32 protein-coding genes are annotated in these 25,144 nt (G+C 65.0%); 17 read left to right on the forward strand and 15 right to left on the reverse strand.

Annotation, left to right across the window (positions count from 1 at the left end):
• The first annotated feature begins 81 nt into the window (after nt 1-81).
• A complete protein-coding gene (locus tag BCCGELA001_RS17640) occupies nt 82-579 on the forward strand; it encodes an SMI1/KNR4 family protein (RefSeq protein ID WP_008563291.1) in 498 nt (165 codons plus the stop codon).
• Nucleotides 580-765: 186 nt separating this feature from the next.
• The gene (locus BCCGELA001_RS17645; RefSeq protein ID WP_060735902.1) at nt 766-1,857 is read left to right on the forward strand and encodes a TRAP transporter substrate-binding protein; all 1,092 of its coding nucleotides are present in this window, start codon (nt 766-768) and stop codon (nt 1,855-1,857) included.
• Nucleotides 1,858-2,004: 147 nt separating this feature from the next.
• Here BCCGELA001_RS17645 and BCCGELA001_RS17650 read toward each other — a convergent pair whose 3' ends face one another.
• From BCCGELA001_RS17650 to BCCGELA001_RS17675, 6 genes are all read right to left on the reverse strand, one after another.
• Nucleotides 2,005-2,787 carry an ABC transporter ATP-binding protein gene (locus tag BCCGELA001_RS17650; protein WP_060735903.1) on the reverse strand — a complete coding sequence of 261 codons (783 nt, stop codon included), beginning with the start codon at nt 2,785-2,787 and terminating at the stop codon, nt 2,005-2,007.
• Nucleotides 2,775-3,830: a dihydrodipicolinate synthase family protein gene (locus BCCGELA001_RS17655; protein ID WP_060735904.1), complete on the reverse strand. Its 1,056-nt coding sequence runs from the start codon at nt 3,828-3,830 to the stop codon at nt 2,775-2,777. The genes BCCGELA001_RS17650 and BCCGELA001_RS17655 overlap by 13 nt, the downstream gene beginning before the upstream one ends.
• A gap of 6 nt (nt 3,831-3,836) precedes the next feature.
• Nucleotides 3,837-4,658 carry a GNAT family N-acetyltransferase gene (locus tag BCCGELA001_RS17660; RefSeq protein WP_060735905.1) on the reverse strand — a complete coding sequence of 274 codons (822 nt, stop codon included), beginning with the start codon at nt 4,656-4,658 and terminating at the stop codon, nt 3,837-3,839.
• Nucleotides 4,645-5,682: an NAD-dependent epimerase/dehydratase family protein gene (locus BCCGELA001_RS17665; protein WP_060735906.1), complete on the reverse strand. Its 1,038-nt coding sequence runs from the start codon at nt 5,680-5,682 to the stop codon at nt 4,645-4,647. The genes BCCGELA001_RS17660 and BCCGELA001_RS17665 overlap by 14 nt, the downstream gene beginning before the upstream one ends.
• A gap of 17 nt (nt 5,683-5,699) precedes the next feature.
• The gene (locus BCCGELA001_RS17670; RefSeq protein WP_060735907.1) at nt 5,700-6,470 is read right to left on the reverse strand and encodes an ABC transporter permease; all 771 of its coding nucleotides are present in this window, start codon (nt 6,468-6,470) and stop codon (nt 5,700-5,702) included.
• Nucleotides 6,471-6,552: 82 nt separating this feature from the next.
• Nucleotides 6,553-7,200: a TetR family transcriptional regulator gene (locus BCCGELA001_RS17675; RefSeq protein ID WP_060735908.1), complete on the reverse strand. Its 648-nt coding sequence runs from the start codon at nt 7,198-7,200 to the stop codon at nt 6,553-6,555.
• A gap of 100 nt (nt 7,201-7,300) precedes the next feature.
• Here BCCGELA001_RS17675 and BCCGELA001_RS17680 point away from each other — a divergent pair, with 100 nt between their 5' ends.
• The 5 genes from BCCGELA001_RS17680 to BCCGELA001_RS17700 all read left to right on the forward strand — a co-directional run bounded on the left by BCCGELA001_RS17680 (nt 7,301) and on the right by BCCGELA001_RS17700 (nt 10,828).
• Nucleotides 7,301-8,305: an ABC transporter substrate-binding protein gene (locus BCCGELA001_RS17680; RefSeq protein ID WP_008563244.1), complete on the forward strand. Its 1,005-nt coding sequence runs from the start codon at nt 7,301-7,303 to the stop codon at nt 8,303-8,305.
• 312 nt (nt 8,306-8,617) lie between these two features.
• Nucleotides 8,618-9,316, forward strand: a complete 699-nt coding sequence (gene minC, locus BCCGELA001_RS17685) for a septum site-determining protein MinC (protein WP_060735909.1) — start codon at nt 8,618-8,620, stop codon at nt 9,314-9,316.
• Nucleotides 9,317-9,337: 21 nt separating this feature from the next.
• On the forward strand, nt 9,338-10,153 hold the full coding sequence (minD, locus tag BCCGELA001_RS17690; RefSeq protein ID WP_008563240.1) for a septum site-determining protein MinD: 816 nt from the start codon (nt 9,338-9,340) through the stop codon (nt 10,151-10,153).
• Nucleotides 10,150-10,431 carry a cell division topological specificity factor MinE gene (gene minE / locus BCCGELA001_RS17695; protein ID WP_060735910.1) on the forward strand — a complete coding sequence of 94 codons (282 nt, stop codon included), beginning with the start codon at nt 10,150-10,152 and terminating at the stop codon, nt 10,429-10,431. Before minD ends, minE begins: the two co-directional genes overlap by 4 nt.
• 211 nt (nt 10,432-10,642) lie before the next feature.
• Nucleotides 10,643-10,828: a hypothetical protein gene (locus BCCGELA001_RS17700; protein WP_060735911.1), complete on the forward strand. Its 186-nt coding sequence runs from the start codon at nt 10,643-10,645 to the stop codon at nt 10,826-10,828.
• A gap of 21 nt (nt 10,829-10,849) precedes the next feature.
• On the opposite strand, the gene BCCGELA001_RS17705 is transcribed toward BCCGELA001_RS17700, so the two are convergent.
• Together BCCGELA001_RS17705 and BCCGELA001_RS17710 are read right to left on the reverse strand one after the other, a co-directional pair.
• On the reverse strand, nt 10,850-11,098 hold the full coding sequence (locus tag BCCGELA001_RS17705; RefSeq protein ID WP_060735912.1) for a hypothetical protein: 249 nt from the start codon (nt 11,096-11,098) through the stop codon (nt 10,850-10,852).
• A gap of 106 nt (nt 11,099-11,204) precedes the next feature.
• Entirely contained in the window at nt 11,205-11,597 is a 393-nt protein-coding gene (locus tag BCCGELA001_RS17710; RefSeq protein ID WP_060735913.1) for a hypothetical protein, read from the reverse strand.
• A 129-nt stretch (nt 11,598-11,726) separates the two neighbouring features.
• Between BCCGELA001_RS17710 and BCCGELA001_RS17715 the strand changes: the two genes are divergently transcribed.
• A complete protein-coding gene (locus BCCGELA001_RS17715) occupies nt 11,727-12,515 on the forward strand; it encodes an SDR family NAD(P)-dependent oxidoreductase (RefSeq protein ID WP_060735914.1) in 789 nt (262 codons plus the stop codon).
• Here the strand turns inward: BCCGELA001_RS17715 and BCCGELA001_RS17720 are convergent.
• Nucleotides 12,512-12,742, reverse strand: a complete 231-nt coding sequence (locus tag BCCGELA001_RS17720; protein ID WP_008563227.1) for a DUF6894 family protein — start codon at nt 12,740-12,742, stop codon at nt 12,512-12,514. The two genes, BCCGELA001_RS17715 and BCCGELA001_RS17720, sit on opposite strands and share 4 nt — an antisense overlap.
• A gap of 383 nt (nt 12,743-13,125) precedes the next feature.
• Entirely contained in the window at nt 13,126-14,145 is a 1,020-nt protein-coding gene (locus BCCGELA001_RS17725) for a hypothetical protein (protein WP_060735915.1), read from the reverse strand.
• Nucleotides 14,146-14,483: 338 nt separating this feature from the next.
• Between BCCGELA001_RS17725 and BCCGELA001_RS17730 the strand changes: the two genes are divergently transcribed.
• Nucleotides 14,484-15,080: a L,D-transpeptidase gene (locus BCCGELA001_RS17730; protein WP_060737707.1), complete on the forward strand. Its 597-nt coding sequence runs from the start codon at nt 14,484-14,486 to the stop codon at nt 15,078-15,080.
• Nucleotides 15,081-15,117: 37 nt separating this feature from the next.
• Here BCCGELA001_RS17730 and BCCGELA001_RS17735 read toward each other — a convergent pair whose 3' ends face one another.
• Both BCCGELA001_RS17735 and BCCGELA001_RS17740 read right to left on the reverse strand, forming a co-directional pair.
• Complete coding sequence (locus tag BCCGELA001_RS17735) at nt 15,118-15,549, reverse strand: COG4315 family predicted lipoprotein (RefSeq protein ID WP_060735916.1); 432 nt, start codon at nt 15,547-15,549, stop codon at nt 15,118-15,120.
• Nucleotides 15,550-15,665: 116 nt separating this feature from the next.
• Nucleotides 15,666-16,130: a MarR family winged helix-turn-helix transcriptional regulator gene (locus BCCGELA001_RS17740; RefSeq protein WP_060737708.1), complete on the reverse strand. Its 465-nt coding sequence runs from the start codon at nt 16,128-16,130 to the stop codon at nt 15,666-15,668.
• A gap of 102 nt (nt 16,131-16,232) precedes the next feature.
• Between BCCGELA001_RS17740 and BCCGELA001_RS17745 the strand changes: the two genes are divergently transcribed.
• The 4 genes from BCCGELA001_RS17745 (at nt 16,233) to BCCGELA001_RS38365 (ending at nt 20,105) form a co-directional block, all read left to right on the forward strand.
• On the forward strand, nt 16,233-18,155 hold the full coding sequence (locus BCCGELA001_RS17745; RefSeq protein WP_060735917.1) for an FAD-binding monooxygenase: 1,923 nt from the start codon (nt 16,233-16,235) through the stop codon (nt 18,153-18,155).
• A 151-nt stretch (nt 18,156-18,306) separates the two neighbouring features.
• Entirely contained in the window at nt 18,307-19,278 is a 972-nt protein-coding gene (locus BCCGELA001_RS17750; protein WP_060735918.1) for an SH3 domain-containing protein, read from the forward strand.
• A gap of 208 nt (nt 19,279-19,486) precedes the next feature.
• Nucleotides 19,487-19,714 (forward strand): hypothetical protein, encoded by a 228-nt coding sequence (locus tag BCCGELA001_RS17755; protein WP_231088380.1) that lies wholly within the window; start codon nt 19,487-19,489, stop codon nt 19,712-19,714.
• 211 nt (nt 19,715-19,925) lie between these two features.
• Nucleotides 19,926-20,105 (forward strand): hypothetical protein, encoded by a 180-nt coding sequence (locus tag BCCGELA001_RS38365; protein WP_060735919.1) that lies wholly within the window; start codon nt 19,926-19,928, stop codon nt 20,103-20,105.
• Between the two features lie 105 nt (nt 20,106-20,210).
• Here BCCGELA001_RS38365 and BCCGELA001_RS17765 read toward each other — a convergent pair whose 3' ends face one another.
• Both BCCGELA001_RS17765 and BCCGELA001_RS17770 read right to left on the reverse strand, forming a co-directional pair.
• A complete protein-coding gene (locus tag BCCGELA001_RS17765; protein WP_060735920.1) occupies nt 20,211-20,780 on the reverse strand; it encodes a TetR/AcrR family transcriptional regulator in 570 nt (189 codons plus the stop codon).
• Nucleotides 20,780-21,124: a DMT family transporter gene (locus BCCGELA001_RS17770; RefSeq protein WP_060737710.1), complete on the reverse strand. Its 345-nt coding sequence runs from the start codon at nt 21,122-21,124 to the stop codon at nt 20,780-20,782. The genes BCCGELA001_RS17765 and BCCGELA001_RS17770 overlap by 1 nt, the downstream gene beginning before the upstream one ends.
• 301 nt (nt 21,125-21,425) lie before the next feature.
• On the opposite strand from BCCGELA001_RS17770, the gene BCCGELA001_RS17775 reads away from it, so the two are divergent.
• Nucleotides 21,426-22,067 carry an FMN-binding negative transcriptional regulator gene (locus BCCGELA001_RS17775; RefSeq protein WP_008563183.1) on the forward strand — a complete coding sequence of 214 codons (642 nt, stop codon included), beginning with the start codon at nt 21,426-21,428 and terminating at the stop codon, nt 22,065-22,067.
• Nucleotides 22,068-22,107: 40 nt separating this feature from the next.
• On the forward strand, nt 22,108-22,920 hold the full coding sequence (pdxY, locus tag BCCGELA001_RS17780; protein ID WP_008563180.1) for a pyridoxal kinase: 813 nt from the start codon (nt 22,108-22,110) through the stop codon (nt 22,918-22,920).
• Nucleotides 22,921-22,925: 5 nt separating this feature from the next.
• Here pdxY and BCCGELA001_RS17785 read toward each other — a convergent pair whose 3' ends face one another.
• Entirely contained in the window at nt 22,926-24,227 is a 1,302-nt protein-coding gene (locus tag BCCGELA001_RS17785) for a hypothetical protein (RefSeq protein ID WP_060735921.1), read from the reverse strand.
• A 228-nt stretch (nt 24,228-24,455) separates the two neighbouring features.
• Here BCCGELA001_RS17785 and BCCGELA001_RS17790 point away from each other — a divergent pair, with 228 nt between their 5' ends.
• Together BCCGELA001_RS17790 and BCCGELA001_RS17795 are read left to right on the forward strand one after the other, a co-directional pair.
• Nucleotides 24,456-24,662 carry a hypothetical protein gene (locus BCCGELA001_RS17790; RefSeq protein WP_060735922.1) on the forward strand — a complete coding sequence of 69 codons (207 nt, stop codon included), beginning with the start codon at nt 24,456-24,458 and terminating at the stop codon, nt 24,660-24,662.
• 166 nt (nt 24,663-24,828) lie between these two features.
• Nucleotides 24,829-25,083, forward strand: coding sequence for a hypothetical protein (locus tag BCCGELA001_RS17795; RefSeq protein ID WP_008563166.1), 255 nt, complete (start codon nt 24,829-24,831; stop codon nt 25,081-25,083).
• The last annotated feature ends 61 nt before the right edge of the window (nt 25,084-25,144 follow it).

Genomic DNA, 25,144 nt, shown 5'->3' on the forward strand with positions numbered 1-25,144 from the left:
CTGGCCTGATCCGTCGCCCTCGAACCCGCTGCAAGGCGGGTGCGACGAAGCCTTGCGCGTGTCCGCGCCAGGGAGAGGTGTATGGAATTAGCAGAATTCATCGCAGGCATCGACGTTGGCGCGGAGCAGCCGACTGAGGCGGCGCTGACAGCCTTCGAGACCTCCATCAGCTGCCGATTGCCGGATGATTATCGTCGCTTCCTGCTGGCCTGCGCGGGCGGCTATCATCAGGGGGGCGCAGTGTTCAATTGGCCGCATGGGGACTGGGCGGGTTCGGTGCAGGAGGTACTAGGATTGCGGTCCGACGAGTGCTCGCTGGTGCAGACGCGCCAGACGCCGCAATGGCCGACCGTCGATGAGTTGTTGTGGATCATGAGCGACCACGGCGGCAATCCGATTTGCATGACGATCGACAAGGCCCATTTCGGCAAGATCTGGTTCATGGACCACGAGATGGCCGAATACGAAAAGCCCTGGACACTGGCGCAGGCGATGTCCGATCAATGGGGCTATGTCCTGCCGCTTGCACCGACGTTCAGCGATTTCATCGCCGGACTCTACGAGGAAGCAGCGCCCTGAGGCGAGGCCGGGCCGAGCGGCAGGGCCCGCGGACATATGCTGGGTCCAGCTGGTCCAAGGTATCCGGTGCAAGCCCGACCTGTCTTTTCCGTCGCTTGAACTCCGCTCCAGGAACGGGCAAACGGTTCGCCAAGAAACCGTGGCCCAGGCCATCCATTCGACGCTGAGTTCAAGGGAGACACCATCATGAAACGCCGTGCATTTCTCCAAGGCGGCGCGGTCGCCGGCGCGTCCACGCTCATCGCGGCCCCTGCGATCGCGCAGAGCATGCCCGAGATCAAATGGCGCCTGACGTCGAGCTTCCCCAAATCGCTCGATACCATCTACGGCACGGCGCAGACCTTCGCGAAATACGTCGCCGAAGCCACCGACAACAAATTCCAGATCCAGACCTTCGCGGCCGGCGAGCTCGTGCCCGGCCTGCAGGCGCTCGATGCGGTGAGCACGTCCTCGGTGGAGATGGCTCAGACGCCGCTCTATTTCTACATCGGCAAGGAGCCGGCGCTGGCCTATGCGACCGGCGCGCCCTTCGGAATGAACCATCGCCATCAGGAGTCCTGGTGGCACTTCGGCGGCGGCGCCGACCTCACCAACGAAGCGCTCAAGCCCTTCAGAGCGCACGCCATCCTCTGCGGCAATTCCGGCACTCAGATGGGCGGCTGGTTCCGCAAGGAGATCAAGACGGTCGACGACCTCAAGGGTCTGAAATTCCGTATCGCCGGCATGGGCGGCCATGTGCTGGCGCGACTCGGCGTCGTCCCGCAGCAGATCGCCGGCGGCGACGTGTATCCGGCCCTCGAGAAGGGGACGATCGATGCCGCGGAATTCGTCGGTCCCTATGACGACGAGAAGCTCGGCTTCCAGAAGGTCGCCAAGTACTATTACTTCCCCGGCTGGTGGGAAGGCGGCGCCATGCTGCACATGATCGTCAACGACGAGAAATGGGCATCGCTGCCCAAGCGTTACCAGGCGATCGTCAACCAGGCCGGCGCGGCGGCCGGCGCCTGGATGCTGGAGAAATACGACAGCGTGAATCCGGCGGCGCTGAAGCGGCTGATCGCCAACGGCGCGGAGCTGAAGGCATTCCCGCAGCCGGTGCTCGAGGCCTGCTACAACGCGACCCAGGAGCATCTGAACGAGCTCGCCGCCAAGAGCGATCTGTTCAAGCGCACCAAGGAGAGCCACGACGCCTATATGAAGGAGCTGCTCTTCTACACGCAGATCGCGGAGAATTTTTACGACAACTATCTGCTCAGCAAGACGCGCAACAGGAGCTGACGACGAGGAGGGCGCGGTGTTCACGCCGCGCCCGGCTCTCGTAGGGTGGGCAAGGCGCTCTTGCGCCGTGCCCACGTTCTTTTTCCTCACGTGCGATGGTGGGCACGCTTCGCTTTGCCCACCCTACAGGACCTGTCGTGTGGCGGCTTACGCCGTTGCCAGTCCCAGCTTCGCATAGATCCTTCTCGCATAGGCACCAAACGCATCCGTGGTCTTCAGCGGAAGATCGCGCGGGAAGGGCAGATCGATCGGGAAATAGTCGGCCATCTTCGCAGGTCCCGCGGTCAGCACCGCGCAATGCGAGGATAGAAATACGGCTTCCTGGATCGAATGCGTGACGAAGACGATGGTCTTGCCGCTCTCGCGCCAGATCCGCAGCATCTCCAGATTCATCTGCTCGCGCGTCAAGGCGTCCAGCGCGCCGAAGGGCTCGTCCATCAGAATCAGCTTTGGATCGTGGATGAAGGCGCGCGCGATCGCGGTGCGCTGCTGCATGCCGCCGGAAAGCTGCTGCGGATATTTCTGCTCGTAGCCGGCAAGCCCGACGAGGTTGAGCAGATCGCGCGCCCGCTCGCGCGCGGCCTTCATCGGCAGGCCGACGATCTCGGCCGGGAGCAGCACGTTGTCCAGGATGGTGCGCCACTTCAGGAGCAATGCCTGCTGGAACACCATGCCGATGTCGCGGGTCGGATCGAACGGGCTCTTCGCATTGCCGATATTGACGGTGCCGCCGTCGGCGCCGTGCAGGCCGGCTAGGATCTTCATCACCGTGGTCTTGCCGCAGCCGGAGGGGCCGACCAGCGAGACCAGCTCACCTTCCTGCACGTCCATGGTGACGTCGGACACCGCGAGAAACTCGGCGCCGCCGCTGCGATAGACCTTGCGGACGCCTTGCAGGCTGATGAAGGGGGCCGAGCTCATGCCAGCCATTTGTCCAGGTTCGCGGCGACGAAGGCATCGTCGCTGAGGTCGGCGTGCTCGCGCGTGACGCGGTCGATCTCTTCCTTCTGGCCGGGGCTTAGGCCCTCGTTCGGATCCAGGCACCACAGGCCCTGCAGCAGGCCCTGGCGCCGCAGCACCTCGTGGCAGCCGGCGATGCAGCCGTGGAAATTGTTGGCGACGTCGAAGAAGGCGCTGTTGCAGTCGGTGACGCGGGCATCGAGCGCGAGCAGGTCCGCGGGCACATTGTCCTTGTGCCGCGCGGCCTTGCAGCGCTCGAACTGCTTGATGGCGCTGGCGGTCCACACCGACCAATGGCCGAGCAGGCCGCCTTTGAAATAGGTTCGCGTCGTGACGCCCTTGTCGCGCAGGTCGAACGGCAGCACCAGGTCGAGCAGGATGTGGTCGTCATTGCCGGTGTAGAGCGCCACGCGGTCGAGCGCGCCGGCGGCCGCCACGCCGCGGAGCACATCGAGCGTACGGTAGCGGTTGAAGGGCGCGATCTTGATGGCGATGACATTGTCGATCGAGGCGAAGCGCTGCCAGAAGCGGCTGGACAGGATGACGCCGCCGACAGCCGGCTGGAGATAGAAGCCGACCAGCGGAATCTCGGCGGCAACGGATGTGCAATGCGCGATGATCTCGTCCTCGGAGGCGGTCTTCATCGCCGCGAGGCTGAGCAGGCCGGCGTGATAGCCGATATCGCGCGCGGTGCGGGCCTCCGCGACGGCTTGCCGGGTCGGCCCGGCAAGGCCCGCGACCAGTGCCAGCGGACGCTTGGTCCAGCTTGCGGCGGTCTCGGCAGCGAGCTCGAGCACGGGACGGTAGAGGTCGACGTCGCGGATCGCGAACTGTGTGGTGTGCACGCCGACGGCGAGCCCGCCTGAGCCGGCATCGATGTAATAGCGCGTCAGGGCGCGCTGATGCTTTTTGTCGAGCTGACGCGCGGCGGTGAGGGCGAGGGGATGCGCCGGCAGCACGGTGCCGTCGGCAATCAGCTTGCGGATCTCGGCATTGATCTGGCTGTGATGCATGATGTCCTATCCGAATTCAGGGCCGGCGACGGCGAAGGGCGTTTCTTCGGCGGCGATGGTGACGGGGCCGAACCGCATGCGCTGGAACGGCCGCTCGATGGTCCAGCCGGCCGCAAGCAATCCATCCAGGAACGTGCGTTGCGATGCGACGGCGTCGAGCAGGAGCGGGCGGGTCTCGGACCGCGCGATCGCATCAACCAGAGCCAAGGCATCAGCGGCATGATCAGCGAACAAGGGGCCGATATGACGCGCAGTTCTGCCGCCGCGGACCAGGGCAATGGCACCATTGGCTGTAACAATGCGAGACCCGGAGCGCTGCGCGAAGGCAGTGAGCAGGGCAGTTCGGTCGAGGCCGGTAGCACGAAGATCGCGGGCACGAAGCGACTCGAGCGTTGCGGCCGCCGGCGCAGGACCGAGGGACGGCTCGGCACTCGCCAGTTTCAGCCGGCGCAATTCCAGGGTCGGCGTGAAGCCGAGGGGCCCGTAGACGGCGGCACCGTCGGGCGTGGCGTCGAGCCAGCTCGTCAGGCCATTCTTGCGCGCGGTCTCCAGGCACGCATCGATAAGGCGGGTTGCTAGACCGCGGCGGCGGTGTGTGCCTGATACCAGCACCATGCTGATCCAGGCGTTGTTGCCGGAATAGGGCAGCAGCGCCGCGGTCGCGACCAGTCGCGCGCCGTCGCGGATGCCGAACACGATGCCGTCGCGGAGGAAGATGCGCCAGTCTTCCTCGGTCTGATTCCAGTGCGCTTCCGTCGAAAGCGCCAGCCCCGCGATCGCATCCTGCACGCCGAGCTTGAGGACGAGCGGAGCCTCAGTAGCGTCCATCGCGCACCTCGTATTTGGTGGGCTTGCCGAGGCTCGGCATGGCGCGCGAAACCCAATCTGCGGTCCAGGCGATCAACTGCTCGGTGTCGACCACGGGCGGGCCGAACAATTCGACCGCCTTCGACGTGTCGGTGAGCCACGCGGTCGGCTCCTCCTGGCCCGTCAGCACGGGCGCGCGGCCAAACCTTGCGCCGAATTTCTGGGCGAGATCGCGCACGGCCAAAATCTCGTGGCCGCTGACATTGATCGGCGAGGTCGGCGTCGTGCAATGGGCGAGGCAGCGCAGCGCCTGCGCGGACGCATCGCCCTGCCAAATGAAGTTGACATGGCCGAGGCTGACGTCGATCGGCGTGCCCATCAGCACTTTGGTTGCGATGTCGTGCAGCACGCCATAGCGCATGTCGATCGCGTAATTGAGGCGGAACAGCCGGCCGGGCGTGCCGAACTTGCGCGAGAAATATTCGAACATGCGCTCGCGGCCGACGCAAGACTGCGCGTATTCACCAGGCGGGTTCGGCGCCATGTCTTCGGTCGAGCCTTTGCCGTCGACCGGCACGAACGGATAGATGCAGCCGGTCGAGAACGCCACGATGCGTGAGGAAGGGAAGGCCTGCCCGACCAGCGCCGGCACATGGGCGTTCATCGCCCAGGTCAGCGACAGATCGCCCTCTGCGCCGAATTTTCTCCCGGCCATGAAGACGATGTTCGGCGCTTTGGGCAGCGCTTGAATGGCGCGCTCGTCCATCAGGTCGCAATTGATGGTCTCGACGCCGCGTGCCTGCAGCCACTCCTTCACGCCGGGTTCGCTGAAGCGCGCGACGCCGATGACGCGGCGATCCGGCGCGGCAGCTTTCGCGAGTCCCGCCAGCGTCGGGCCCATCTTGCCGGCGACGCCGAGGATCATGATGTCGTCCTCGACCTTCCTGAGGTCGTCGATCAGGGACTGCGTCGGCCGGCACAGGAGCTCGTCGAGCGCCTGAATGTCGGGGATGGTCTTTGGCAGCGTCTGGCGGGTGAGCAGCATGGATTTGGTTCCTGGTCCTAGTTCTGCCTGGCATCGCCGACCACGAACATGCGTTCGAGCGCGAGCACCAGGCCGTAGAGGGCGACCCCGAGCAGTGTCAGCAGCACGACCGCCATCACCATCGCGGGCGTGTCGAGCGAGGATTGCACCTGGATCATGAGGTAGCCGAGCCCGCGCTCGGAGGCGATGAACTCGCCGACGATGGCGCCGGCGACTGCGAGGATGGCGCCGACCTTCATGCCGGAAAAGATGTAAGGCAGCGATCCCGGCAGCTGGATCTTGCGAAACAACGTCCAGCGCGAGCCGCGCAGCGATTTGACGAGATCGAGCAGGTCCGGCTCGACCTCGCGCAGGCCCCGTGCAGTGGTGAGCAGGATCGGGAAGAAGCAGATGCTGAAGGCGATCAGGATGTTCGGCACGATGCCGTAGGAGAACCAGACGATGAAGAGCGGGCCAAGCGCGACCTTCGGAATCATGTTCAGCGTCACGAACAGCGGCAACAGCACAAGGCTCAGCAGCGGCGCCCAGCTGAAGATCACCGCCAGCGCGACGCCGACGAAGGCGCCGAGCGCAAAGCCGCCGAGGATCTCGATCGCCGTCACCAGCGTATTGGCGCCCCAGGCGTAGCCTGCGGTTCCCAGCGTCTGCACGGTGGCGAGCGGCGAGGGCAGGATGAATTTCGGCACCTGGAAGGCGTCGACCGCCACCTGCCAGAGCACGAGCACGGCAAGGTGCACGATCAGGATGATCGCAAAGCTGCGTGCAGTGCGCGCCCGGTCGGCTGCCAAGTGTCGCTCCCTATTGCCCGCGGCCTCGCTGCCGCGGTGTCAGCCTAGCTCCCCTCGGGACAAGTTTCAACCATCTGGTTGATTAGGGTCGGAGCGAATGGAGCACGAGATCGGCGACATGCCGGCGGCGGGCGCGGCGCTGGGCGCGGCTCGACAGGTCCTTGCCGAAGATGGCCGACAGCGTCGGCGTGTTGGAGAAGAAGAAATAGCTGAGGCCTGCAATGGAGATATAGAGCTGGACGGGATCGATCCCTTTGCGGAACACGCCCGCGCGCACCCCTTCGTTGAGGATGTGGGACACGCTTTTGACCAAGGGAGAATGCATCGCCTCGAGCCGCGTCGAACCGCGGACGTGGCGGGCGCCGCCACGGTTCTCGTCGTTCAAGAGCACGATGAAATCAGGGTTTGCCGCGAGGTGGTCGAACGAGGCTTCGATCAGCCTGCGGATCGCCTTTTCCGGCGGGAGGCCTTCGAGCTTGAGCCTGCGCTCCTGCTCGCGGATGTCCTCATAAACCCATTCGAGCACGGCGAGGTAGAGCGTGTCCTTGTCCCCGAAGTAATGATAGACGAGCTGCTTGTTGACGCCCGCGCGCTCGGCGATCTCGTCGACCCGGGCCCCCGCAAGGCCGTGCCGGGCGAATTCCAGGCGGGCCGCGGTCAGCAGCTTCTTGCGGGTCGCGACGGGGTCGCGGCGCTGCGGCACGGTGTCGCCAGATCGTTTTGCAGGCATTTCCAACCAAACAGTTGACAAGTTGAGGGCGGGCTTGTTGCATTGGTATCCTCACAAGGGGAGAGCGACAAGCCGGGTCGCGGCAAAGAGGAGAGATGCGATGAAGCATTTGCAGGCGGCTATTGTGGCTCTGGCGCTGGGCTTGCCGGCGGTGCCCGCGAGCGCGGGCGAGGCGGTGAACCTGATCCTGAACTGGACGCCGACGGCCGACCACTCGCCGTATTACTACGCCAAGGCGCAGGGCTGGTACGAGAAGGCCGGCATCGACCTCACCATCGAAACCGGCAAGGGCTCCGGCGTGTCTGCCGCCAAAGTCGGCTCCGGGGGCTCGCCGTTCGGCGTCGCCGACCTCGCCACCATGCTGGTCGCCAAGAGCAAGGGCGCGGACACCGTTGCCGTGATGAGCGTCTATGCCAATACCGGCCAGACCTTCTACTGGCTGAAGAGCTACGGTGTGAACGGCGTAAAGGATTTTCCGAATCACAAGATCGGCAATCCACCGGGCGATGCCTCGCGCGTGATGTGGCCGGCCTTTGCCAAGGCTGCCGGCATCGCGCCCGACTCCGTCGGCTTCGTCAATGTCGGACCGACCGCGAAGATCGCGGCGCTGAAGAGCCACACCGTGGACATCATCAGCGACTTCTACAACGAGCACGACCTCAAGGTAATCGAGTTCGGAGGCGATCTCGGCTACGTCAACTGGAAGGATATCGGGCTCAACCCCTACGGCAATTCGCTGATCGTCAACGGCGCCTACATGCAAAAGAACCCGAAGGTCGTCGAAGACTTCGTACGCGTCACGCAGAAGGCCTTTGCGGCGTGCGTCGCCGACGTCACGCCATGCCTGAAGGCGCTGCTCGACCAGGTCTCCGGTCTCGACAAGGCGAACCAGGAGCGCCAGTGGGAGCGCATCAAGTTCCTGATGACCGACGAATTCACGACGACCAAATCGCTCGGCTGGATCGACGGCGAGCGGATGAAGAAGGACTACGAACTGGTCCATACCTATCTCGGCATGGAGAAGCCGTTCGACGTGACGACCGCGTTCACGACGAAGATGCTGGATCCGAGCATCAAGATGGACGCGAGCAAGGTGAAGAAGTAGGTCGGCTCGCTCCGTCCTCGCACTGACTGTGTGGAGAGAGTGTGCTTCTCCGCTCGTGCCCCGGACGCAGCGCAGCTTCCCTTGACGGTGCGCTGCAGGGCCGGGGCCCATCTCGCCGAGAGCATGATCCGGGCGGGTCTGGGTCCCGGCTCCGCGCAGCAGCGTTGCACGCCGCAGCGCGTCCGGGACACCAGAGCGGCGCCAATCGGCCTCCGGCCAGTATCCCACGTCACCACGCGGAGAAATTAACCGGCCGTTAACCATATCCGCCGCATCGTTAACCATTCAATAACTGGGAACGAGTCGGCCGCCATGGAGGCTGTAGCCAAACCTCAACGACAGATGGTGCGCCTGCGCGGGCGCTCCTACGTGGCCTTCGTCTTCGTGCCGACGGTCCCGGTCCAGGACTGGCTCCAGGAGATCGACGCGACGATCGCACGCTCGCCGGGGTTCTTTGCCGGTCGGCCCGTGGTGATCGACCTGTCCTCGGTCGATCTCAGCCAGGCCGGCATCGGTCATCTGCTCACCAGCCTTCAGGACCGCAACATCCGCGTGCTCGGCATCGAGGGCGTGGAGGAGGCGAGGCTGACCCCGATGATGCCGCCGCTGTTGTCGGGCGGGCGCAGCTGCGTGGTTGAGTCGAACGCACCCAAGAAGGCCGAGACGAAGGCGGAGAGCAAGCCGACCTCCCTGCTGCTCGATAGCCCCGTGCGCTCGGGCCAGACCGTGATCTTTCCGGAGGGGGACGTCACTATTCTCGGCTCGGTCGGCTCCGGCGCCGAAGTCGTCGCCGGCGGCTCCATCCACGTCTATGGCGCGCTGCGCGGCCGCGCCATGGCCGGGGTCAACGGACACACGAGCGCGCGCATCTACTGCCAGAAGATCGAGGCCGAACTGCTTGCAATCGATGGGTTTTACCAGACTGCGGACGACATCGACGCCGCCTTGCGCGGCAAGCCGGCGCAGGCCTGGCTGCAGGGGAATACCATGCGAATTACAGCACTGAACTGACCAGCAAAGGAGACATTTCAGATGAGTAAGGTACTGGTCGTGACATCAGGCAAGGGCGGGGTCGGCAAGACCACGACGACCGCCGCGCTCGGAGCCGCGCTCGCGCAACGCGGCGACAAGGTCGTCGTCGTCGATTTCGACGTCGGCCTGCGCAACCTCGACCTCGTGATGGGGGCCGAGCGGCGCGTCGTGTTCGACCTCATCAACGTGGTGCAGGGCGTTGCAAAACTCCCGCAGGCGCTGATCAAGGACAAGCGGCTGGAGAATCTCTGGCTGCTGCCGGCCTCTCAGACCCGCGACAAGGACGCGCTGACGGAAGAGGGGGTCGGCAAGGTGATCGACGACCTGCGCGGCCGGTTCGACTGGGTGATCTGCGACAGCCCGGCCGGCATCGAGCGCGGCGCCTCCATGGCGATGCGTTTTGCCGACGAGGCCGTGATCGTCACCAATCCGGAAGTGTCGTCGGTGCGCGATTCAGATCGCATCATCGGCATGCTGGATTCCAAGACCGTACGGGCCGAGAAGGGCGAACGGGTCGAGAAGCACATTCTCATCACCCGCTACGATGCATCGCGCGCCGCCCGCGGCGAGATGCTGACCATCGACGACATCCTCGAAATCCTCGCAACGCCCTTGCTCGGCATCATTCCCGAGAGCCAGGACGTGTTGAAGGCCTCCAACGTCGGCACGCCGGTGACGCTGTCGAACGCAGATGGAGCGCCGGCGCGGGCCTATATGGACGCTGCCAAGCGCCTCTGCGGCGAGAACGTGACGATGCATGTTCCTGCCGAGCGCAGGGGTTTCATGGACCGCCTGCTGCGACGGAGGGCTGCATGAGCATGGGTCTGCTTCGACTTCTCCGCGGCAAGAAGGCTTCGGCACCTGTCGCACGCGAACGGCTGCAGATACTGCTTGCCCATGAACGCGGACAGCGCGGCCAACCCGATCTGCTCGCTGTGCTGCGTGAGGAAATCCTCGCCGTCGTGTCCAAGCACGTCACGCTGGACCCGACCAAGGTGATCGTGCGGCTCGAACGGGGTGACGATGTATCGACCCTCGAGGTCGATATCGAGGTGCCCAACGATTTCGAGCGCAAGCGCGTGGCGGTCGCGTAGGGGACGCGACTGACGACGGCCCATTTCGGGGTGGGTGAGAAGGCGGTCCGCCGGGCATGGCGGGCCGCCTTCGTCGTTTCGGACGGTTCGAGTTCCAGATCTGCTGATGTGATCGGCCTCGGCCGGAACGGGGGTCGCTGCGAGATCGTTGTCTCGGACCCGCGGAGCGCCGAGCCGGGCGCCGCGGTTTCCTCATGACGGGAGAGCGCCCATGATGTCCGAGGTCCAGGTCCACACCGTCGCGCGGCAGATGCTGGAGCAGCATGGTTTTGCGGCGATCGCGAAGGCCGCCGAACAGGCGCAGGCATGCGAGGGACGTGGCGAGGCCGACGAGGCCAAGGAGTGGCGCCACATCGCCGACGCCATGAAAATCATGCGCGGTCCGCACCAGAGCTGACGGTCGTAAGTCCGAGGGACTTCAACGTTCCCCGCGCTCGGAGCCTTGCTGCGAGGTGCGGTTCTGCGTCTGCGGCTGGCCGCGCTCGCCCGTTTCCTTGCAGGGGAGCGGCTCCCACGATCCATCCGGCGTCTGCTGATAGGCGCTACAGGATGACGACGCCGCGGATTTTTCCTCGCCCTTCTGGGCGTCGGAATTCCTCGCGAAGGCTGGGGCGGCGAGAGTTGCGCTCACCAGCGCAGCGGCCAAGACGAAATGAACAATGCGCATGGGCTTCTCCTGTTCGAAGACGCCGCATGCTTGCGAAAATTGTGACGAATATTTGCCGCCGCGGCCGTTCCGTCGCGGCGTGCTTAACGCGGCCGGCGCTGTCCCGTCAGCCGCCCTTGGCGCGGATCAGGCCGGCGAGATTGGTCTTCTGGGCCTCGCACCAGCCGGACATGCCGAGGCGGCGCTGGTCCATGTCGGTCGCCTGGGTCGCGACGGCGACCTCTCTCATCAAGTCGTCGTCCTGCTTCTCGCCCATCTTGCCGCCGGTGTGCATCCAGGCGATCGCCTTGCGTACCTTCTCGGTGGTGCCGTCGGGCAGGTGCATTTGTTGCGCCCTCTGCACGAGGTCCTGATAGGCGAGATCCGTGTTGGGGCACTCGACCTTGGCGGCAAAGGCCTGCAGGACCATGGTCACATAGGTCGAGCGCGGCGGCGCGTCGCCCGCCAGGGCCGGCGTGGTCAGCAGCAGCAGGCCCGCCATCAGAAAACCGGTGCGCATCCTCAGTATCTCCTCCGTTTTTTGGGAGGCTAGCGTCCGCCGCGCCGCTCCGCAATGGGATCGGAGTGCAATTGTCGCCCCGCCGTGCAGTGCGCTAACCTGAGGCCTTTCCCGGCCCCGGAGCGCGACATGAGCCTGTTCAGCACGCCGTTCGATCCCGCACGCGACACCGCGCTCGTCACCGGCGCGGGCAACGGCATCGGCCGGGCCATCGCGCAGGCCCTGGTCGGCGAGGGCGTGCGGACCGTGTTCGCCGATGTCAGTGCCGAACGCCTGGAGACCGCGATCGGCGCGAGCAGGAGGCCTGAGCTGGCGGTGCCATGGATCGGCGATCTCGCGAGGTTAAATTCCTGTGACGAGCTGCTGGCTGCGGCACAGGCGTCGCTCGGCGAGGTCACGCATTTCGTCCACAGCGCATCGCCGCCGCGGCGGGAGGCAGACCATGCGCTCGCGGTCGACCGCAGGACCTGGCAGGAGATGCACGCCGTCAATCTCGATGCCGGTTTTCATCTGGCGCGCGCGATCGCCACGAATCTGATCGCGGCGAAGCGGCCGGGCTCGTTCCTGTTTCTCACCTCGCTGCATGCTGGCACGCCGCGCAACCTGCCGCATTATTCGACGGCGAAGGCGGCCATGGCGATGCTGGTGAAGGAGCTCGCCAAGACGTTCGGCCGTCACGGTATCCGCGTCAACGCACTGGTGCCCGGCGCGATCGCAGCCGGCGGGTTCGTCGCGGACCCCGCGCTGGCGCGGCACATTCCGCTCGGGCGTCTCGGTGATGCCAATGACCTTGCGCCGATGGCGCTCACGGTCTTGTCGAACAAGCTGTCCGCGTATGTCACCGGCGCAGCCTTCGTCGTCGACGGCGGATTGTCGCTGACGAACTGGTTCGAACCGCCGGTGCTCGATGGTAGCTAGCGCTGCCAAGCCGGCACGGGGTCGAGCGGCGTGCGATAGACCTCGTTGTGATCGAGATCGGTAACACGCACCGCGCAACCCTTGTGCTGGAGCTCCGGCTTCACCTGCGACAGCTCGCATGCCAATTGATCGGCGCGATCGGAAGCGACCTCGATGTCTTCGAGGATGATTCCGCCCTGGTTCTTGAACTCTTCACCAACCACGAGATCGAAGGAGTAGTAAGGCATCCGAATTCCCCGGTGTGAGGACCCAAATCTGAAAACAAGTCTTCAATGGAAAGTCTCGACACGTCCGGGATGATACCACTGAGTCGATATCTATCGAATGAACAGGCCGCGCAATCTCTGTGCTTATGGCGCAGAAATCATGTGCAGCATCTGGGGTCATTAAGAGTTTATTAAATACGCGGCGCGATCATCAATGTACGGAATTGCAACAGAACCGGGCTCCGGGAACCGGCAGTTGCAAGAGAAGGCCGCCGGCATAGATCCCGACGGCCTTTTCTCATGAGCGGAAGATGAGCTGCATAGCGTTTCCCGTAATTGTCCGGACTCAACGCATCATTTCGGCTCGGACAGCGTAGGCGACGTCGCAGTCGCCTGGCGTTGCGTTATCGCAGCGGCATCGGCGGACGCACGATCGGTCCATCGTCATCGGCAACGGCTTGCGTGGTCGTCACCGGCGCAGGCGATGGTGGCACGGCGGCCGTCTGCGAAGGCGGCGGCAGAGGGGCGAGCGGCGCGGGCGAAGAGGCCGGCATGTAGGTCCGCGTCACGGGCGGCTTCGGCTTGCGAACTGGCGCTGCCGCAGGCGGTGCCGGGAGCGCAGCAGCACGCGCGCGTGGATCGACCGGCCGCGTCTCGGCAGCCACCGGCCTCGGCGCAGTCGCCTTCGCCATCTCGCGCGCCATCTGCTCCTGTCCGGCCTTCAGCTCGGCGATGTTGGCCTTCAGCTGCTCGATCTGCTGGGTCATCGCGGCAAGATCGTTGGTCATCGCCTGTACCGCTTGCGCCGGGTCCGGTTGCATTGAAGCCGGCGCGACGGCGGCTTGGGCCGGTGGCGGCGGCGCAGATGGCGCGGCGGCTTGATCGGCTGTTGCCGCTTGCGCCGGAGGCGGAGCGGCCTGCGCGGCGGGGACAGGCGCGGTCTGCGAGGCCGAAGGCATGAACGAATTCATCAACGACGCCGCCACGGGCGTCCATTCGGCGAGCGCATTCTTTGCGGTGTCGCCATGCTGCTCCCAGGCGATCGAGGCCGCGACGCTGGCGCCGGCGAACAGGAACGCGAGGAACGCACCGCGCAGCCACTTGCCGACCGCGGATCGCTTCGGCTGGCGGGGGCCATCGTTGGCCGTGATGCGAACGGCCGTGTCGGGGCGCGGTCCTTCCGCCGCAGCTGGTTTTCCGTAGACGACGTTGATCGTGGGCTCCGGTGCACGCGCTGCAGCTGGAGCGAACCTCGGCTCTGGACGGGGCGTGATCTCCGGCGCCAGCGCGGGCGCCGTGGTCCCCGGGCGCGAGGCCAGCACGATGTCGGGAGAAATCTGAACCGCATCGTGCGGATCGTTGTCCCTGACCGTGTCCTTCACGATCTCATCGACGATTTGCTTGGCGTTCAGCGTCGCGAGCATCGCAACTCCTTTGAAGCCTGGTGTTTGACGTAAGTGGCTGTTCGCATTGGCGCGAGCCGAGAGGGGGCGGCCCATCCCCAAGCCTTGGGCCCACGAGTCCAGCCGGGTTTGACCAAAGCAAGGCGACGGGAAGGAGATGCTGCGACGCTCTTCTGCCGTTTGTGGTGATGGAACCCGTTTTCCCAAACACGCGCACGTGTTTCAGGCTGCCTTGTTTTCAGCACGATTTTGACAGTATGTGGCGACGCGGGGGCGTTGCTGTCCGCTAACGGGGGTCGGCGGTGCCAAGATCTTTATTTGCTTTGTTCGTTGTTGCCTTGCTGCCACTGGGCGGCTGCATGCAGACGACACTTTCGCCAACGACCGATGCGAGCATGACGCCGCGCGACCGGCAGTTGTTGGCCCACGCGCCCTATGCGAAGGCCAACGTGCCTGAGCAGTATCTGCGTCACATCGTCGATTACCAGCGCAAGGAGCAGCCGGGCACGATCCTGGTCGATACCGATGCGCGCTATCTCTATTTCGTGCTGCCCGAGGGCAAGGCGATTCGCTACGGCGTCGCGGTCGGCGAGGAAGCCATGGCGTTCTCGGGCGTCGCGCGCGTCGGCCGGCTGGCGGAATGGCCGGATTGGGTTCCGACCGCCGACATCCAGGCGCGGCTCGGGCCCTATCCGCCGCGCGTTGCGGGCGGGCCGGCCAACCCGCTGGGCGCGCGTGGCATCTATCTCTATGCCGGCAACAAGGACACGCTCTACCGCATCCACGGCACCAACCAGCCCGAATATATCGGGCAGGCGATCTCGTCGGGCTGCATCCGGATGCGCAACGAGGATGTCATCGACCTCTACAGCCGGGTGAAGCTCAATTCGATGGTCGTGGTGCTGCCGCCCGGGCAGAACGCGCAAGCCGAGAGCGGCGCGCGCTGGCGCGGCTGAGGGCTGCGCCTCAGTTTAGTTCCGGCAGCTGCATGGCCTAGTTTTCGGGCCGCGCGATCCGCCATTGCAGCGTCATGGCATTGCCGTTGGCATCGCCCGGCGCCTTGTCGGCGGGCGAGGTGTAGAGCGGGCGATAGCGGTAGGCCCACATCCTGGTGCCATCGTTGCGGCTGATCACGGTGAAGTCGCCGACGGCTCTGGCGTCGGCCGTGGCGGCGAGCGGAACCCAGCTCTCGGTGCACTTGTCGTTGCAGTTCGAGGTCTTGCCGGTGGTGTCGCGCTCGTAAGTATAGAGCGTCATGCCGTTGAGATCGACCAGCTTGGAGCCCTGCTTGGTAAGGATCACCTTTGCTGGAGCCGTCGGCGCCTCGACCTTTGGCGGAGGAGGGTCGCCTCCGCCATGGCCGCCCGCGAGCGCATGACCGGTCGAGAGCGTCATGGCTGCCGCCACAACGAGTAACCTGAACATTCCGAAACCCCATCCCGCAAAGTTAATCGCGCGTTAAGCGTCCAATGCGGTCGACGTTAGCAGCCGAAGGTTAGTTCCTGGTTTCGCAGTCCTACGACAATTGCGGAGAAACGGCCCTATGCCTGCATCTCGCGCAGCGGTGCGCGGCTGAGCTCATTGCCGGCGGCGATCGCCTTGCGCAACAACCGTATCAATTCTTCGCCTTCCTTCGCGCTCAGTCCGCGCAAGAGGACGCGCTGAGCCGATTCGACAGCCGGCGTGATCCTGCGCAGCGCGCGCCGTCCTTCGTCCGTGATCGCGAGCTCCCGTGCGCGGCGGTCGCGGCTGGAGGCGCGACGCTCGATGAGGCCCTTTTGCACCAAGCGATCGATCACGCCTGTGATGGTGGTGCGGTCATAGGCGATCAACCCTGCCAGCGTCACCTGGTCGAGCCCCGGATTAGCCTTGATGGTCGCGAGCGCAGCGTATTGCACCGGCGTGAGATCGAAGCCCGCATCTCCGACCTCGGCCAGGAACACCGCGACCGCGATCTGCTGGAACCGGCGCGCCAGATGTCCAGGCATGTCGTTGTTGTCTTTCACCGAATTCTCCATTGGGGCAGGGACGGCGCGGATCGTTGACAAGTATACTGATCGTCAGCATACTGAGCAATATCCAAACGGAGATTTGGCGGGGAGGTGCTCATGCAATTCCATCTGAATGGATTTCAGCCGGGCGATCCCGAGATCGCGGATCCTGCAGCACGCGTTCAGGCCCCGGATGCGGCGGGCACCGTGCCCGAAGAGGTCGACGTCCTCATCGTCGGCTGCGGCCCGGCCGGCCTGACGCTCGCCGCCCAGCTCGCGCAATTCCCCGACATCAAGACCTGCATCGTCGAGCAGAAGCCCGGCCGCCTGCTGGTCGGGCAGGCCGACGGCATCGCCTGCCGCACCTTGGAGATGTTTCACGCTTTCGGCTTCAGCGAGCGCGTGCAAAAGGAGGCATGCTGGATCAACGAGACGACGTTCTGGAAGCCGGACGCGCGGCGGCCTGAGGCCATCGTGCGCAGCGGACGGGTGCAGGACGTCGAGGACGGGCTGTCGGAATTCCCGCATGTCATCCTCAACCAGGCGCGCATCCACGACGCATTTCTCGATGTCATGCGCAAATCGCCGGCCAAGCTCGCGCCGTATTACAGCCGGCGCGTACTCGATCTCGAGGTCGATCCCGCTGTTGATGCCGCCGCTCACGGGGTGACGGTGCATCTCGAATGCGTCGATGCCGCTGGGGGGAGCAAGGTCGAGACAATCCGGGCGCGCTATGTCGTCGGTTGCGACGGCGCGCGCAGCATGGTTCGCAAGTCGATCGGCCGCGAGCTGCACGGCGATTCCGCCAACCATGCCTGGGGCGTGATGGACGTGCTGGCGGTGACGGACTTCCCGGACATCCGCTTCAAGTCGCTGATCCAGTCGGCGAAAGACGGCAGCCTGCTGATCATTCCGCGCGAGGGCGGTTACATGGTCCGCATCTATGTCGAGCTCGCCAAGCTCGACATCGGTGAGCGCGTCGCCAATCGCAACATCACCGCCGACGACGTGATCGCGAAGGCGCAGCGGATCCTGAAGCCGCATAGGTTGGACGTGAAGGAGATCGCCTGGTGGTCGGTCTACGAGATCGGCCAGCGTCTCACCGACAAGTTCGACGACGTGCCGGAGACCGAGGTCGATGGGCGACTGCCGCGCATCTTCATCGCCGGCGATGCCTGCCATACCCATAGCCCGAAGGCGGGGCAGGGTATGAACGTCTCCATGCAGGATGCCTTCAATCTCGGCTGGAAGCTCGCGGCAGTCCTGCGCAAGCAGTGCGCACCGGCTTTGCTGCATTCCTATTCGGCCGAACGTCAGGCGGTTGCCAAGGAGCTGATCGACTTCGATCGTGAATGGGCCGGGATTCTCGCCTCGGCCGCCAAGGCCGGCGGTGCCGATGCGGCAAAGACGCAGGACTATTTCGTCCGGCACGGCCGCTACACGGCAGGGACCGCGACGCATTACCGTCCGTCGGTTCTCACGGGTGCGGCCTCGCATCAGCATCTCGCAGAAGGCCTCGTCATCGGCAAGCGCTTCCATTCCGCGCCGGTGATCCGGCTGGCAGATGCGAAGCCGGTGCATCTCGGCCACGCGGCGCAGGCTGATGGTCGCTTCCGCATCTACGCGTTCTCGCCTGCGGAAGATCCTGCCGCCGCCGGCTCGGCCGTGCGCGCTCTCTGCAATTTCCTCGGCGAATCCAGGGAGTCGCCGATCAGGCGCCATACGCCTTCGGGGGCCGACATCGACAGCGTGATCGACCTGCGTGCGGTCTTCCAGCAGGATCATCGTGAGCTCGCCGTGGAAGCGATGCCGCCGCTGCTGCTTCCGCGCAAGGGCCGCTATGGTCTGATCGATTACGAGAAGATGTTCTGTCCGGATCTCAAGAGCGGCAACGACGTGTTTGCAATGCGCGGCATCGACCGCAAGGCCGGCTGCCTGATCGTGGTGCGGCCGGACCAGTATGTCGCGAACGTTCTGCCGCTCGATGATTTTGCTGCGCTTGCGTCGTACTTCGACGCCTTCATGCTGCGAGCAAACTGACGGCCTGGCACGTTTGCGCGCTGTGCCGATGAACGGCGAATGAATATTGAACCGCACGCGGCCTACGTCTCGATCTTTCGACGCATGCGATGACCTCAGGCGGAACGCCCGTTCCGCCAGCGCGTTCCGACTGGCAGAGGAGGAACACGCCATGAGACTCAAGAGCGTTTTACTTGCCGCATTGCTGCTCGCCCCGACGGCCGCGCTGGCCGCACCGGGCATCGTCACCGTCTCGACCGGCCTGCGCGCCGGACCGGGCACGGGCTTACCCCTCGTCGATCGCGTCCCCGGCGGCGCCCGCGTCAACATCCATGGCTGCCTGCGTGGCAACGCCTGGTGCGACGTGAGCTTCTCCGACGATCGCGGCTGGGTATCGTCGCAATATCTCCAGTACCTCTACCGCAATCATTACGTCTATCTCCCCGACTATGTCGACGTGATTGACGTTCCCATCGTTCCCTTCGTGCTGACGTCGTATTGGTCGAGCCACTATGGCGGACGTCCCTGGTATCGCCGCCACGCTCATTGGAATAATTACTGGAGCTCGCATCAACGCCTTGCGACGCGGATGACCCTTGATCCACGGGCGGCTCGCATCGGTCGCGCTGCGACGCGTGACGGAGCGATCGCACTCGAACGCAGCGGCTTGCGTGGCAAAAGAGAGGCTGCAATCTCTCGGCGTGACGCCGCCACGACGGCCCGGCCCGATGCCGCCATCACCAAGCGTGATGCGGTTACGGCCGACCGGACCCGCGCCGGACGGAGCGAGCGCGTCCTCAATGAGCGCACTGCCGTGCAGAACCGCGGCCCGCGCGATGCGCAGGCGCGCGTAATGCGCGACAATGCTGCAGGCCGCGCCGCCGTGCGCGCGCAACCGATGACGCGTACGCATGAAGCACCACGCGTGTCGACCGCACCGGTTGCACGGCCCGCAACGCCGCAGGTCGCCCGGCCGAACGTCAGCCATGGCTCGCCGATGAATGCCCGTGCGCAGATGCCGACGTCACGCGCGGCCGCGCCTGCGCCGCATACGGGCGGTGGGGGCGCTCCGCACATCAGCGCCGGCCCACGTGGCGGCGGCGCGCCGGCCGGTGGTCCAGGCGGCGGCCATCAAAAGAAGTAACGTTCAAGAGAAAGCCCGGTCATTGCGCCGGGCTTTTTCTTGCGAGAGGCCTTTACAATTTAAGTCAGTTCTTCGCGGGCAGATTTCATCGATCGTAATATGTGTACTCAAAGCTGTAAGCATTCCACTCGGGGCAGCGGGGCACGGGAGGATGATGATGAGACAGAGCCAGGCGGAGGCGCGCCGCCACAACGTTGCGAAGCGGTCGATGACCAAGGAGGCCAAGCAGCTGTCCGGCCTGATTGCCGGGCTGCGCAAATCTCTCGAAGAAATCCACAAGGAGCGGTCGGGCACGAAGCTCACCGGCGCCGAGATGGGCATGCTCGACGAGCGCCGTAACAATCTGCTGCTCACCATTGCGGCCCTCGACGACCGCCTCTCGGCAGTGCAGGGATTGATTGATCTCGGCCGCCCGCACGTGATCCGCGTCCACTAGCGGAGCCGGGCAGGCCGGGTCTCGGTCGAGCACCGACGGCAATCAGAAGCGCGTTCCTGATGCGGCGCGCTCACCCCGGGTCACCCGGCTGTTAGCGGGCCAGCGCCATGCGGCCTGCGGAGGGCACCAAATTGCCACGCTCCCGGCGAATTGCCGCCAAAGCACGCTGCCACGAGAGGAGCGGGGGCAGGGCAACGCAAGGGGATGCGCATTGGCCTACAAAATGGTCGCAGAACGCGACAATGAGAAATACAGTTTCGCCCGCGAGAGTCGGTTGCTCATCGTGGCCAAGGCGAAGGTGTGGGCCAGCGAGGGGTGGCGGGTCGTCATCACCGATCAGGACGGCAAGGCCTACGCGCCGCCCGAATTCGAGCAGCCATCGGCGGCGTGACCGCTGAGGAGCAAGCTTGTTTTTTTTGTTTTGAACAGGGCGCGGCTTGATCGCGCCCTCGATGAGTCTTCGGCCGGCGTAAACTAGCCGACGTCCCGGGTCTCATTAGCCGCGCCGATAGGTCTGCGCGATCAGCCGGTCGTGCACGGCACGCAGGTCCGCGCTCATGCGCGTCTGTCCCGTCGTGACATAGGACAGCCACGCGCCGTCGGCGGCGAGGCGCACGACGTGAAGATCGGGCGCGCTGTCGGTGGCGCGATGGCGCTTGAGCCGGGCCTTGATCCAGTCGTTCCAAAGCCGGCGCAGCGAGGGATCGGTGACGACCACCATGCTCAGCGCCGCCCAGGGCGAGGCAAAGCCGAAGGCCTTGCCGGTGAACACCGCATTCACATAGGCCCGCGTGAATCTGCCGCGCGGCTTGGGATCGGCTTCGATGGTCGCGTCGATCTCGGCATCGACACGGGCGAGGAGATCGGCGAACAGGCCCTCGATCAGCGCCTGCTTGCTGCCGAAATGATGAAACAGTCCGCCCTTGGTGACGCCGGCCGCCGCCGCGACCGCCTGCACCGTCACGCCGGAAACGCCATGGTCCAGTGCGATGGCAGCAGCGTGATCGAGCAAAGCGCGCCGCACCTGCTCAGGCTGCTTGGCGCGGGTGTAGCGGCTTTCCGGCATCAATGCACCGCGGTCTCCGAGAACAGGTTGATGACCACGACCCCTGATACGATCAGCGCGATGCCGACAAAGGCGGCGGCATCCAGCATCTGGCGGAACAGAACGAAGGAGACCGTTGCGGTCAGGATGATTCCGACCCCGCCCCAGATCGCATAGGCGATGCTGAGGGGAATGACGCGGATCGCGACCGACAGTGCGTAGAAGGAGGCGACGTAGAGCAACACCATCGCCAGCGTCGGCCACGGCCGGGTGAACTGCGCCGACTGCTGCAGGAAGGCCGAGGCGGTGACCTCGAAGATGATGGCGATAGCGAGTGCCGCATAGGCATTGAAGGCGGATGTCATGACGAGCTCGGGCATGGCGCGGAAAGTCGAAAGATACCGCGCGGTAGGTTTGTTTTAGCACACGGAGCATGGCCTTTGCCAGGAGCAGATATCACGAGTGAGTGACGAGCCTGCGACAGGCCCAGAGGTTCCGCTGGGTCGCCAAGGCAGACCGGGCGAGACCTCCGCTGGCGCGCTGGTGCACGCCTTCATTCGGCGAGGGCGAGGGCATTGTCGCCGCTTCAAGGCCGATTGTTCTTCAGATTTCACGGGGTCATGGGTTAGCCTCGTCTCGTCCGTCCACCGATCGAGCAGCCGCACCATGCACGTCCTCCGCCCCCAATTCCGCATCGAGGAGCAGCGCGCGCTGGAATTTGCCGCATCTCGCGGCTTCGGCGTGATCGTAGCCGCGGACGAGGGCGGGCCGCGGGCCTCGCACGTGCCGTTCGTGCTGGCCGAGCGCGGCGACCGCACCATCGTGCAGATTCACTTCACCGCCAAAAATCCACTTGTGCCTCTGGCCGACGGCAGCAGACGATTTCTGCTGATCGTCTCCGGCGATGACGCTTATGTCTCCAATGACTGGTATGCCTCGCGCGACAACGTCTCGACCTGGCTCTATGAAGCGGTGCACCTGTCGGGCGTGGCGCATCTGCGCGGGCTCGACGAGAACCGCGGACACGGCGATGCGCTGCTTGCGGTTTCCGAAGCGCGCTTGCCGAAACAGCCCTGGGATCTCGCGCAGATGGAGCCGGGCAAGCGCGAGAGCATGCTGGCTGCGATCCGCGTCGTCGATCTCGTGGTGGATCAGATCGAAGGACAGGCCAAGCTCAACCAGCATAAGAGCGATGCGGACCATGTCGCGGTCGTCAATCGATTGGCACAGTCGGAGGAGACAGGCCACCGGCGGCTGGCGCGCCAGATGCAGACCCTGCGGCCGGGACTCGAATACGAGATGCCGTAACGCTTGCCTCCTCTGACGTTTGACCTTACGGACCTCCTTCATGCTCGTCATTTCCATTCAAAGCCAGGTGGTCCACGGCCACGTCGGCAACAGCGCGGCGGCTTATGCCGTGCAAGCGGAGGGCGTGAACGTCGCGGCGGTGCCGACGACGCTGCTGTCGAACCATCCGCGCTATCCCAGCCTGCGCGGGCGGGTGCTCGAGACTGAGCTGGTCGCCGATCTCCTGAGGGGTGTCGAGGAGCGCGGCCTTGTCGACGAAGCTGCCGTGGTCGTCACCGGCTATCTCGGCTCGCCCGGTAATGCCGCCGTCGTCGCTGACTTTGTCGAGCGGGCCTTGGTGCACAATCCGAAGCTCGTCTATCTCTGCGATCCCGTGATCGGTGATGACGGCCACGTCTATGTCGCCGACGGAATTCTGGACGTGGTTCGGCACCGGCTCCTGCCGGCTGCGAACCTGACCACACCGAACCGCTTCGAGCTCGAGCTGCTTGCGGGCCTCTCGATCGCCGATGCGCAGGACCTGCGCGCCGCCTGCGCGGCGTTAGCGAAAGGGCGTCGTATCGACGTCGTTGCCACCGGCTGCACGCTCGCGGACACGGCGGAAGGCCAGCTGGAAACGATCCTCTGCGCCGACGGCCATTTGTCGCGGTTTGCGACGCCGCGCCTGCCGATCCGGCCCTATGGCACCGGCGACCTTCTCACCGGCCTGATCGCAGCGCATCTGGCCAAGGGCGAAGTGACGGACGTGGCCGTGCAGCTCGCGGTAGAGACGATCTTTGCCGTGCTGGTGCGCACGCAGGAGGCCGGCACGGCCGAGATGCGCCTCGTGCCGCTGCCGGGCCGCAAGCCTTAACAGCGTCAGGTCGCGCGCTTGCCGGCCGATTGTGCCGCCTTCTGCGGTTTTGCCGGGCTCTTCTGCTCGCCGCGCGCGGCCTGGGCCTTGGGCGGCTTTGCGTGGGCTATAGCATGCGTCTTCTTCGGCTTGACGCTAGCTTCCTTGCGATCGGCCGTGCCCCGGCGCGAGACGTATTCCTGACCGTCGATCGGGCCGACATGCGGCGGATCGCGCCCGAGATAGGGCCGGCCGATGCCGTAGGCCTTGCCGTTGGCGTCGACCCACTTCCACAGGATCTCGGTCGAAACCCAGCGTTGCGCCCGGTTGTTGCCCTGGGTGCTGACGATGTCGGCGGCCATGCCGTGGCCATAGCCGCCGCGCGTGCTGCCGCCGTGATAGGAGCGGTTGGAGGCAGCCTTCAGGCCGCTCGCAATCGACTGACGATAGTCGTCGCGGAACGCGCTGGTGATGCCGGGTGAAAGGCCGGCGGCCTCGGCGGCGAGCAGCGTGCGAAACAGCTTTCGCTTGAAGCTCTTGTCCATGCCGCCGATGACGTAGTCCATCATCGACATGCCGGTGCGCTCGGCCGCCTTCGGGTCCTTCCAGGTGAAATCCTGGTCGACGAGCTTGGTGAAGCTGCGCATCACGGTCACCGTCTTGCCCTTGCGCTTGACGGTGACGGGGCGGCGCTCCACCACCTTCATCGTGTCTTCCTTGGCGGTGCGCTGATAGAGCGCCCAAAGGTAGCGGTCGATGCAGGCATCCATCACGAAGCATTCGTCGAGCACGGCAACGGTGTCGGCAGGCGGCGATGGCTTGCTCGCTGTAACCGGGGCGGATCCGCTCGCGATCGTCGCAGGCGACAATGCGTCCGTGGTCACGATCTCGGTGGGATCGGCGGATGCGAGCTTGACGGGCTCTGGTGCCGGCGCTGACGGAGCCTCGGTGACGACGGGAGTTGGTTCCACTGAAATCTGAGGCGCGGGCGGCGGCTCCGCCGGCAAAATCACCCCGGCATCGGCCGACGCCAGCTTGAGGGTGGAGGTGGGCAGCTCCGGCGCGGCTGCCGCTTCAACCGCTGGCGGGATCGCCGCCGTAGCAGCGATATCGGCGGTCAGGGCGACACCGTCTTCGATGGTCGCGGCGCGGGGGACGTCGGCCAGGTCGAGGCGGCTGAGATCCTTCGCGCGCGTGGCAGCGGCTGCATTCGCACCGCTATTTTCGATGAGCGCAGGCGCGTAGGCCGACAATGAGAGCACCAGCCAGCCGGCGAGAACGGCCGAGGGGCAGGAGATCGCCACCAGAAGAGACCGCCGATCGTTCATGATCCCTGCCTCCAAACGGTACCGTCCAAACCAGTCCGGTTCGAGCAGTGGTGATGCAAACAACCAAGACTTGCACGGAAAGGCACGCAGCGCGTTGATTGTTCGGGGGACGGTGTGGCGGCGCAATGGCGCAATTTCGCAAAATCGGGCTTTTCGGAGCGGTGTTGCGAAGTTGCAACGCGAGTTCCGCGGCTGCAACTTTGCACGGGGCTGAGCGTTGAGCGGCCCATGAGCACGCATCCCTCGCTTCGTCCCATGGACGCCTTCGACCCCGCCGAGCCCGCCATTCTGCATGATCGTGTGTCCGACACGATCATCACCTGGACCGCCGATCAGGCCGATGACTACCGGCAGGCCAGCCGGCCGCGCGGAGATGGAACCGTGGCTTGGAAGGCCTACCTGTTCGATGGCTGGGGCAATGTGCTCGGCGGCTGACCACCGCTAAAAACGCCATGTTGCGGCCGACGCGATTCGGTCAAGGCTCTGTACGCATTAAACATATCGCCATGCGTCAGGCGCGTTATTGCAATGCAACAGTACATGTCGCAATGCAGCAAAGCGCGCTTAAATGTGCTCCGCATCTTCCATCAGGAGCATCACAATGAACAAGAAGACTTTGACGATCGCCGCCACCATCCTGACGATCGCGGGCGCTACCTCGGCTTTCGCCGCGGAGCTGCCGACCTACGAGGCCAATGGATTTCCGGTCTCTCCCCTGCAGGTTCACGTTCTCGGAGCCAGCCATGTCCAGCAGCAGGTCGCTGCGCCCACGACAGTCGCGTCCGTGCACCAGTTGAAGGTGCTGGGCTCCCGCAAGGTCAAGACTGCCGACGTCACGACGGGCGCCACCCGCTGAACTGACATCGCATGACGGGCAGGCGGGTCGCGCAACGCGTGATCCGCCGCCTCACGCGATC

Origin of the sequence: Bradyrhizobium sp. CCGE-LA001 (genome assembly GCF_000296215.2) — a bacterium.
GTDB lineage: Bacteria > Pseudomonadota > Alphaproteobacteria > Rhizobiales > Xanthobacteraceae > Bradyrhizobium.

What these genes read in the sequence shown, in the direction of transcription:
- BCCGELA001_RS17640 (WP_008563291.1), top strand. Translation starts at nt 82, where the DNA reads ATGGAATTAGCAGAATTCATCGCAGGCATCGACGTTGGCGCGGAGCAG.
- BCCGELA001_RS17645 (WP_060735902.1), top strand. Translation starts at nt 766, where the DNA reads ATGAAACGCCGTGCATTTCTCCAAGGCGGCGCGGTCGCCGGCGCGTCC.
- BCCGELA001_RS17650 (WP_060735903.1), bottom strand. Translation starts at nt 2,787, where the DNA reads ATGGCTGGCATGAGCTCGGCCCCCTTCATCAGCCTGCAAGGCGTCCGC.
- BCCGELA001_RS17655 (WP_060735904.1), bottom strand. Translation starts at nt 3,830, where the DNA reads ATGCATCACAGCCAGATCAATGCCGAGATCCGCAAGCTGATTGCCGAC.
- BCCGELA001_RS17660 (WP_060735905.1), bottom strand. Translation starts at nt 4,658, where the DNA reads ATGGACGCTACTGAGGCTCCGCTCGTCCTCAAGCTCGGCGTGCAGGAT.
- BCCGELA001_RS17665 (WP_060735906.1), bottom strand. Translation starts at nt 5,682, where the DNA reads ATGCTGCTCACCCGCCAGACGCTGCCAAAGACCATCCCCGACATTCAG.
- BCCGELA001_RS17675 (WP_060735908.1), bottom strand. Translation starts at nt 7,200, where the DNA reads ATGCCTGCAAAACGATCTGGCGACACCGTGCCGCAGCGCCGCGACCCC.
- BCCGELA001_RS17680 (WP_008563244.1), top strand. Translation starts at nt 7,301, where the DNA reads ATGAAGCATTTGCAGGCGGCTATTGTGGCTCTGGCGCTGGGCTTGCCG.
- minC (WP_060735909.1), top strand. Translation starts at nt 8,618, where the DNA reads ATGGAGGCTGTAGCCAAACCTCAACGACAGATGGTGCGCCTGCGCGGG.
- minD (WP_008563240.1), top strand. Translation starts at nt 9,338, where the DNA reads ATGAGTAAGGTACTGGTCGTGACATCAGGCAAGGGCGGGGTCGGCAAG.
- minE (WP_060735910.1), top strand. Translation starts at nt 10,150, where the DNA reads ATGAGCATGGGTCTGCTTCGACTTCTCCGCGGCAAGAAGGCTTCGGCA.
- BCCGELA001_RS17700 (WP_060735911.1), top strand. Translation starts at nt 10,643, where the DNA reads ATGATGTCCGAGGTCCAGGTCCACACCGTCGCGCGGCAGATGCTGGAG.
- BCCGELA001_RS17705 (WP_060735912.1), bottom strand. Translation starts at nt 11,098, where the DNA reads ATGCGCATTGTTCATTTCGTCTTGGCCGCTGCGCTGGTGAGCGCAACT.
- BCCGELA001_RS17710 (WP_060735913.1), bottom strand. Translation starts at nt 11,597, where the DNA reads ATGCGCACCGGTTTTCTGATGGCGGGCCTGCTGCTGCTGACCACGCCG.
- BCCGELA001_RS17715 (WP_060735914.1), top strand. Translation starts at nt 11,727, where the DNA reads ATGAGCCTGTTCAGCACGCCGTTCGATCCCGCACGCGACACCGCGCTC.
- BCCGELA001_RS17720 (WP_008563227.1), bottom strand. Translation starts at nt 12,742, where the DNA reads ATGCCTTACTACTCCTTCGATCTCGTGGTTGGTGAAGAGTTCAAGAAC.
- BCCGELA001_RS17725 (WP_060735915.1), bottom strand. Translation starts at nt 14,145, where the DNA reads ATGCTCGCGACGCTGAACGCCAAGCAAATCGTCGATGAGATCGTGAAG.
- BCCGELA001_RS17730 (WP_060737707.1), top strand. Translation starts at nt 14,484, where the DNA reads ATGCAGACGACACTTTCGCCAACGACCGATGCGAGCATGACGCCGCGC.
- BCCGELA001_RS17735 (WP_060735916.1), bottom strand. Translation starts at nt 15,549, where the DNA reads ATGTTCAGGTTACTCGTTGTGGCGGCAGCCATGACGCTCTCGACCGGT.
- BCCGELA001_RS17745 (WP_060735917.1), top strand. Translation starts at nt 16,233, where the DNA reads ATGCAATTCCATCTGAATGGATTTCAGCCGGGCGATCCCGAGATCGCG.
- BCCGELA001_RS17750 (WP_060735918.1), top strand. Translation starts at nt 18,307, where the DNA reads ATGAGACTCAAGAGCGTTTTACTTGCCGCATTGCTGCTCGCCCCGACG.
- BCCGELA001_RS17755 (WP_231088380.1), top strand. Translation starts at nt 19,487, where the DNA reads ATGACCAAGGAGGCCAAGCAGCTGTCCGGCCTGATTGCCGGGCTGCGC.
- BCCGELA001_RS17765 (WP_060735920.1), bottom strand. Translation starts at nt 20,780, where the DNA reads ATGCCGGAAAGCCGCTACACCCGCGCCAAGCAGCCTGAGCAGGTGCGG.
- BCCGELA001_RS17770 (WP_060737710.1), bottom strand. Translation starts at nt 21,124, where the DNA reads ATGACATCCGCCTTCAATGCCTATGCGGCACTCGCTATCGCCATCATC.
- BCCGELA001_RS17775 (WP_008563183.1), top strand. Translation starts at nt 21,426, where the DNA reads ATGCACGTCCTCCGCCCCCAATTCCGCATCGAGGAGCAGCGCGCGCTG.
- pdxY (WP_008563180.1), top strand. Translation starts at nt 22,108, where the DNA reads ATGCTCGTCATTTCCATTCAAAGCCAGGTGGTCCACGGCCACGTCGGC.
- BCCGELA001_RS17785 (WP_060735921.1), bottom strand. Translation starts at nt 24,227, where the DNA reads ATGAACGATCGGCGGTCTCTTCTGGTGGCGATCTCCTGCCCCTCGGCC.
- BCCGELA001_RS17790 (WP_060735922.1), top strand. Translation starts at nt 24,456, where the DNA reads ATGAGCACGCATCCCTCGCTTCGTCCCATGGACGCCTTCGACCCCGCC.
- BCCGELA001_RS17795 (WP_008563166.1), top strand. Translation starts at nt 24,829, where the DNA reads ATGAACAAGAAGACTTTGACGATCGCCGCCACCATCCTGACGATCGCG.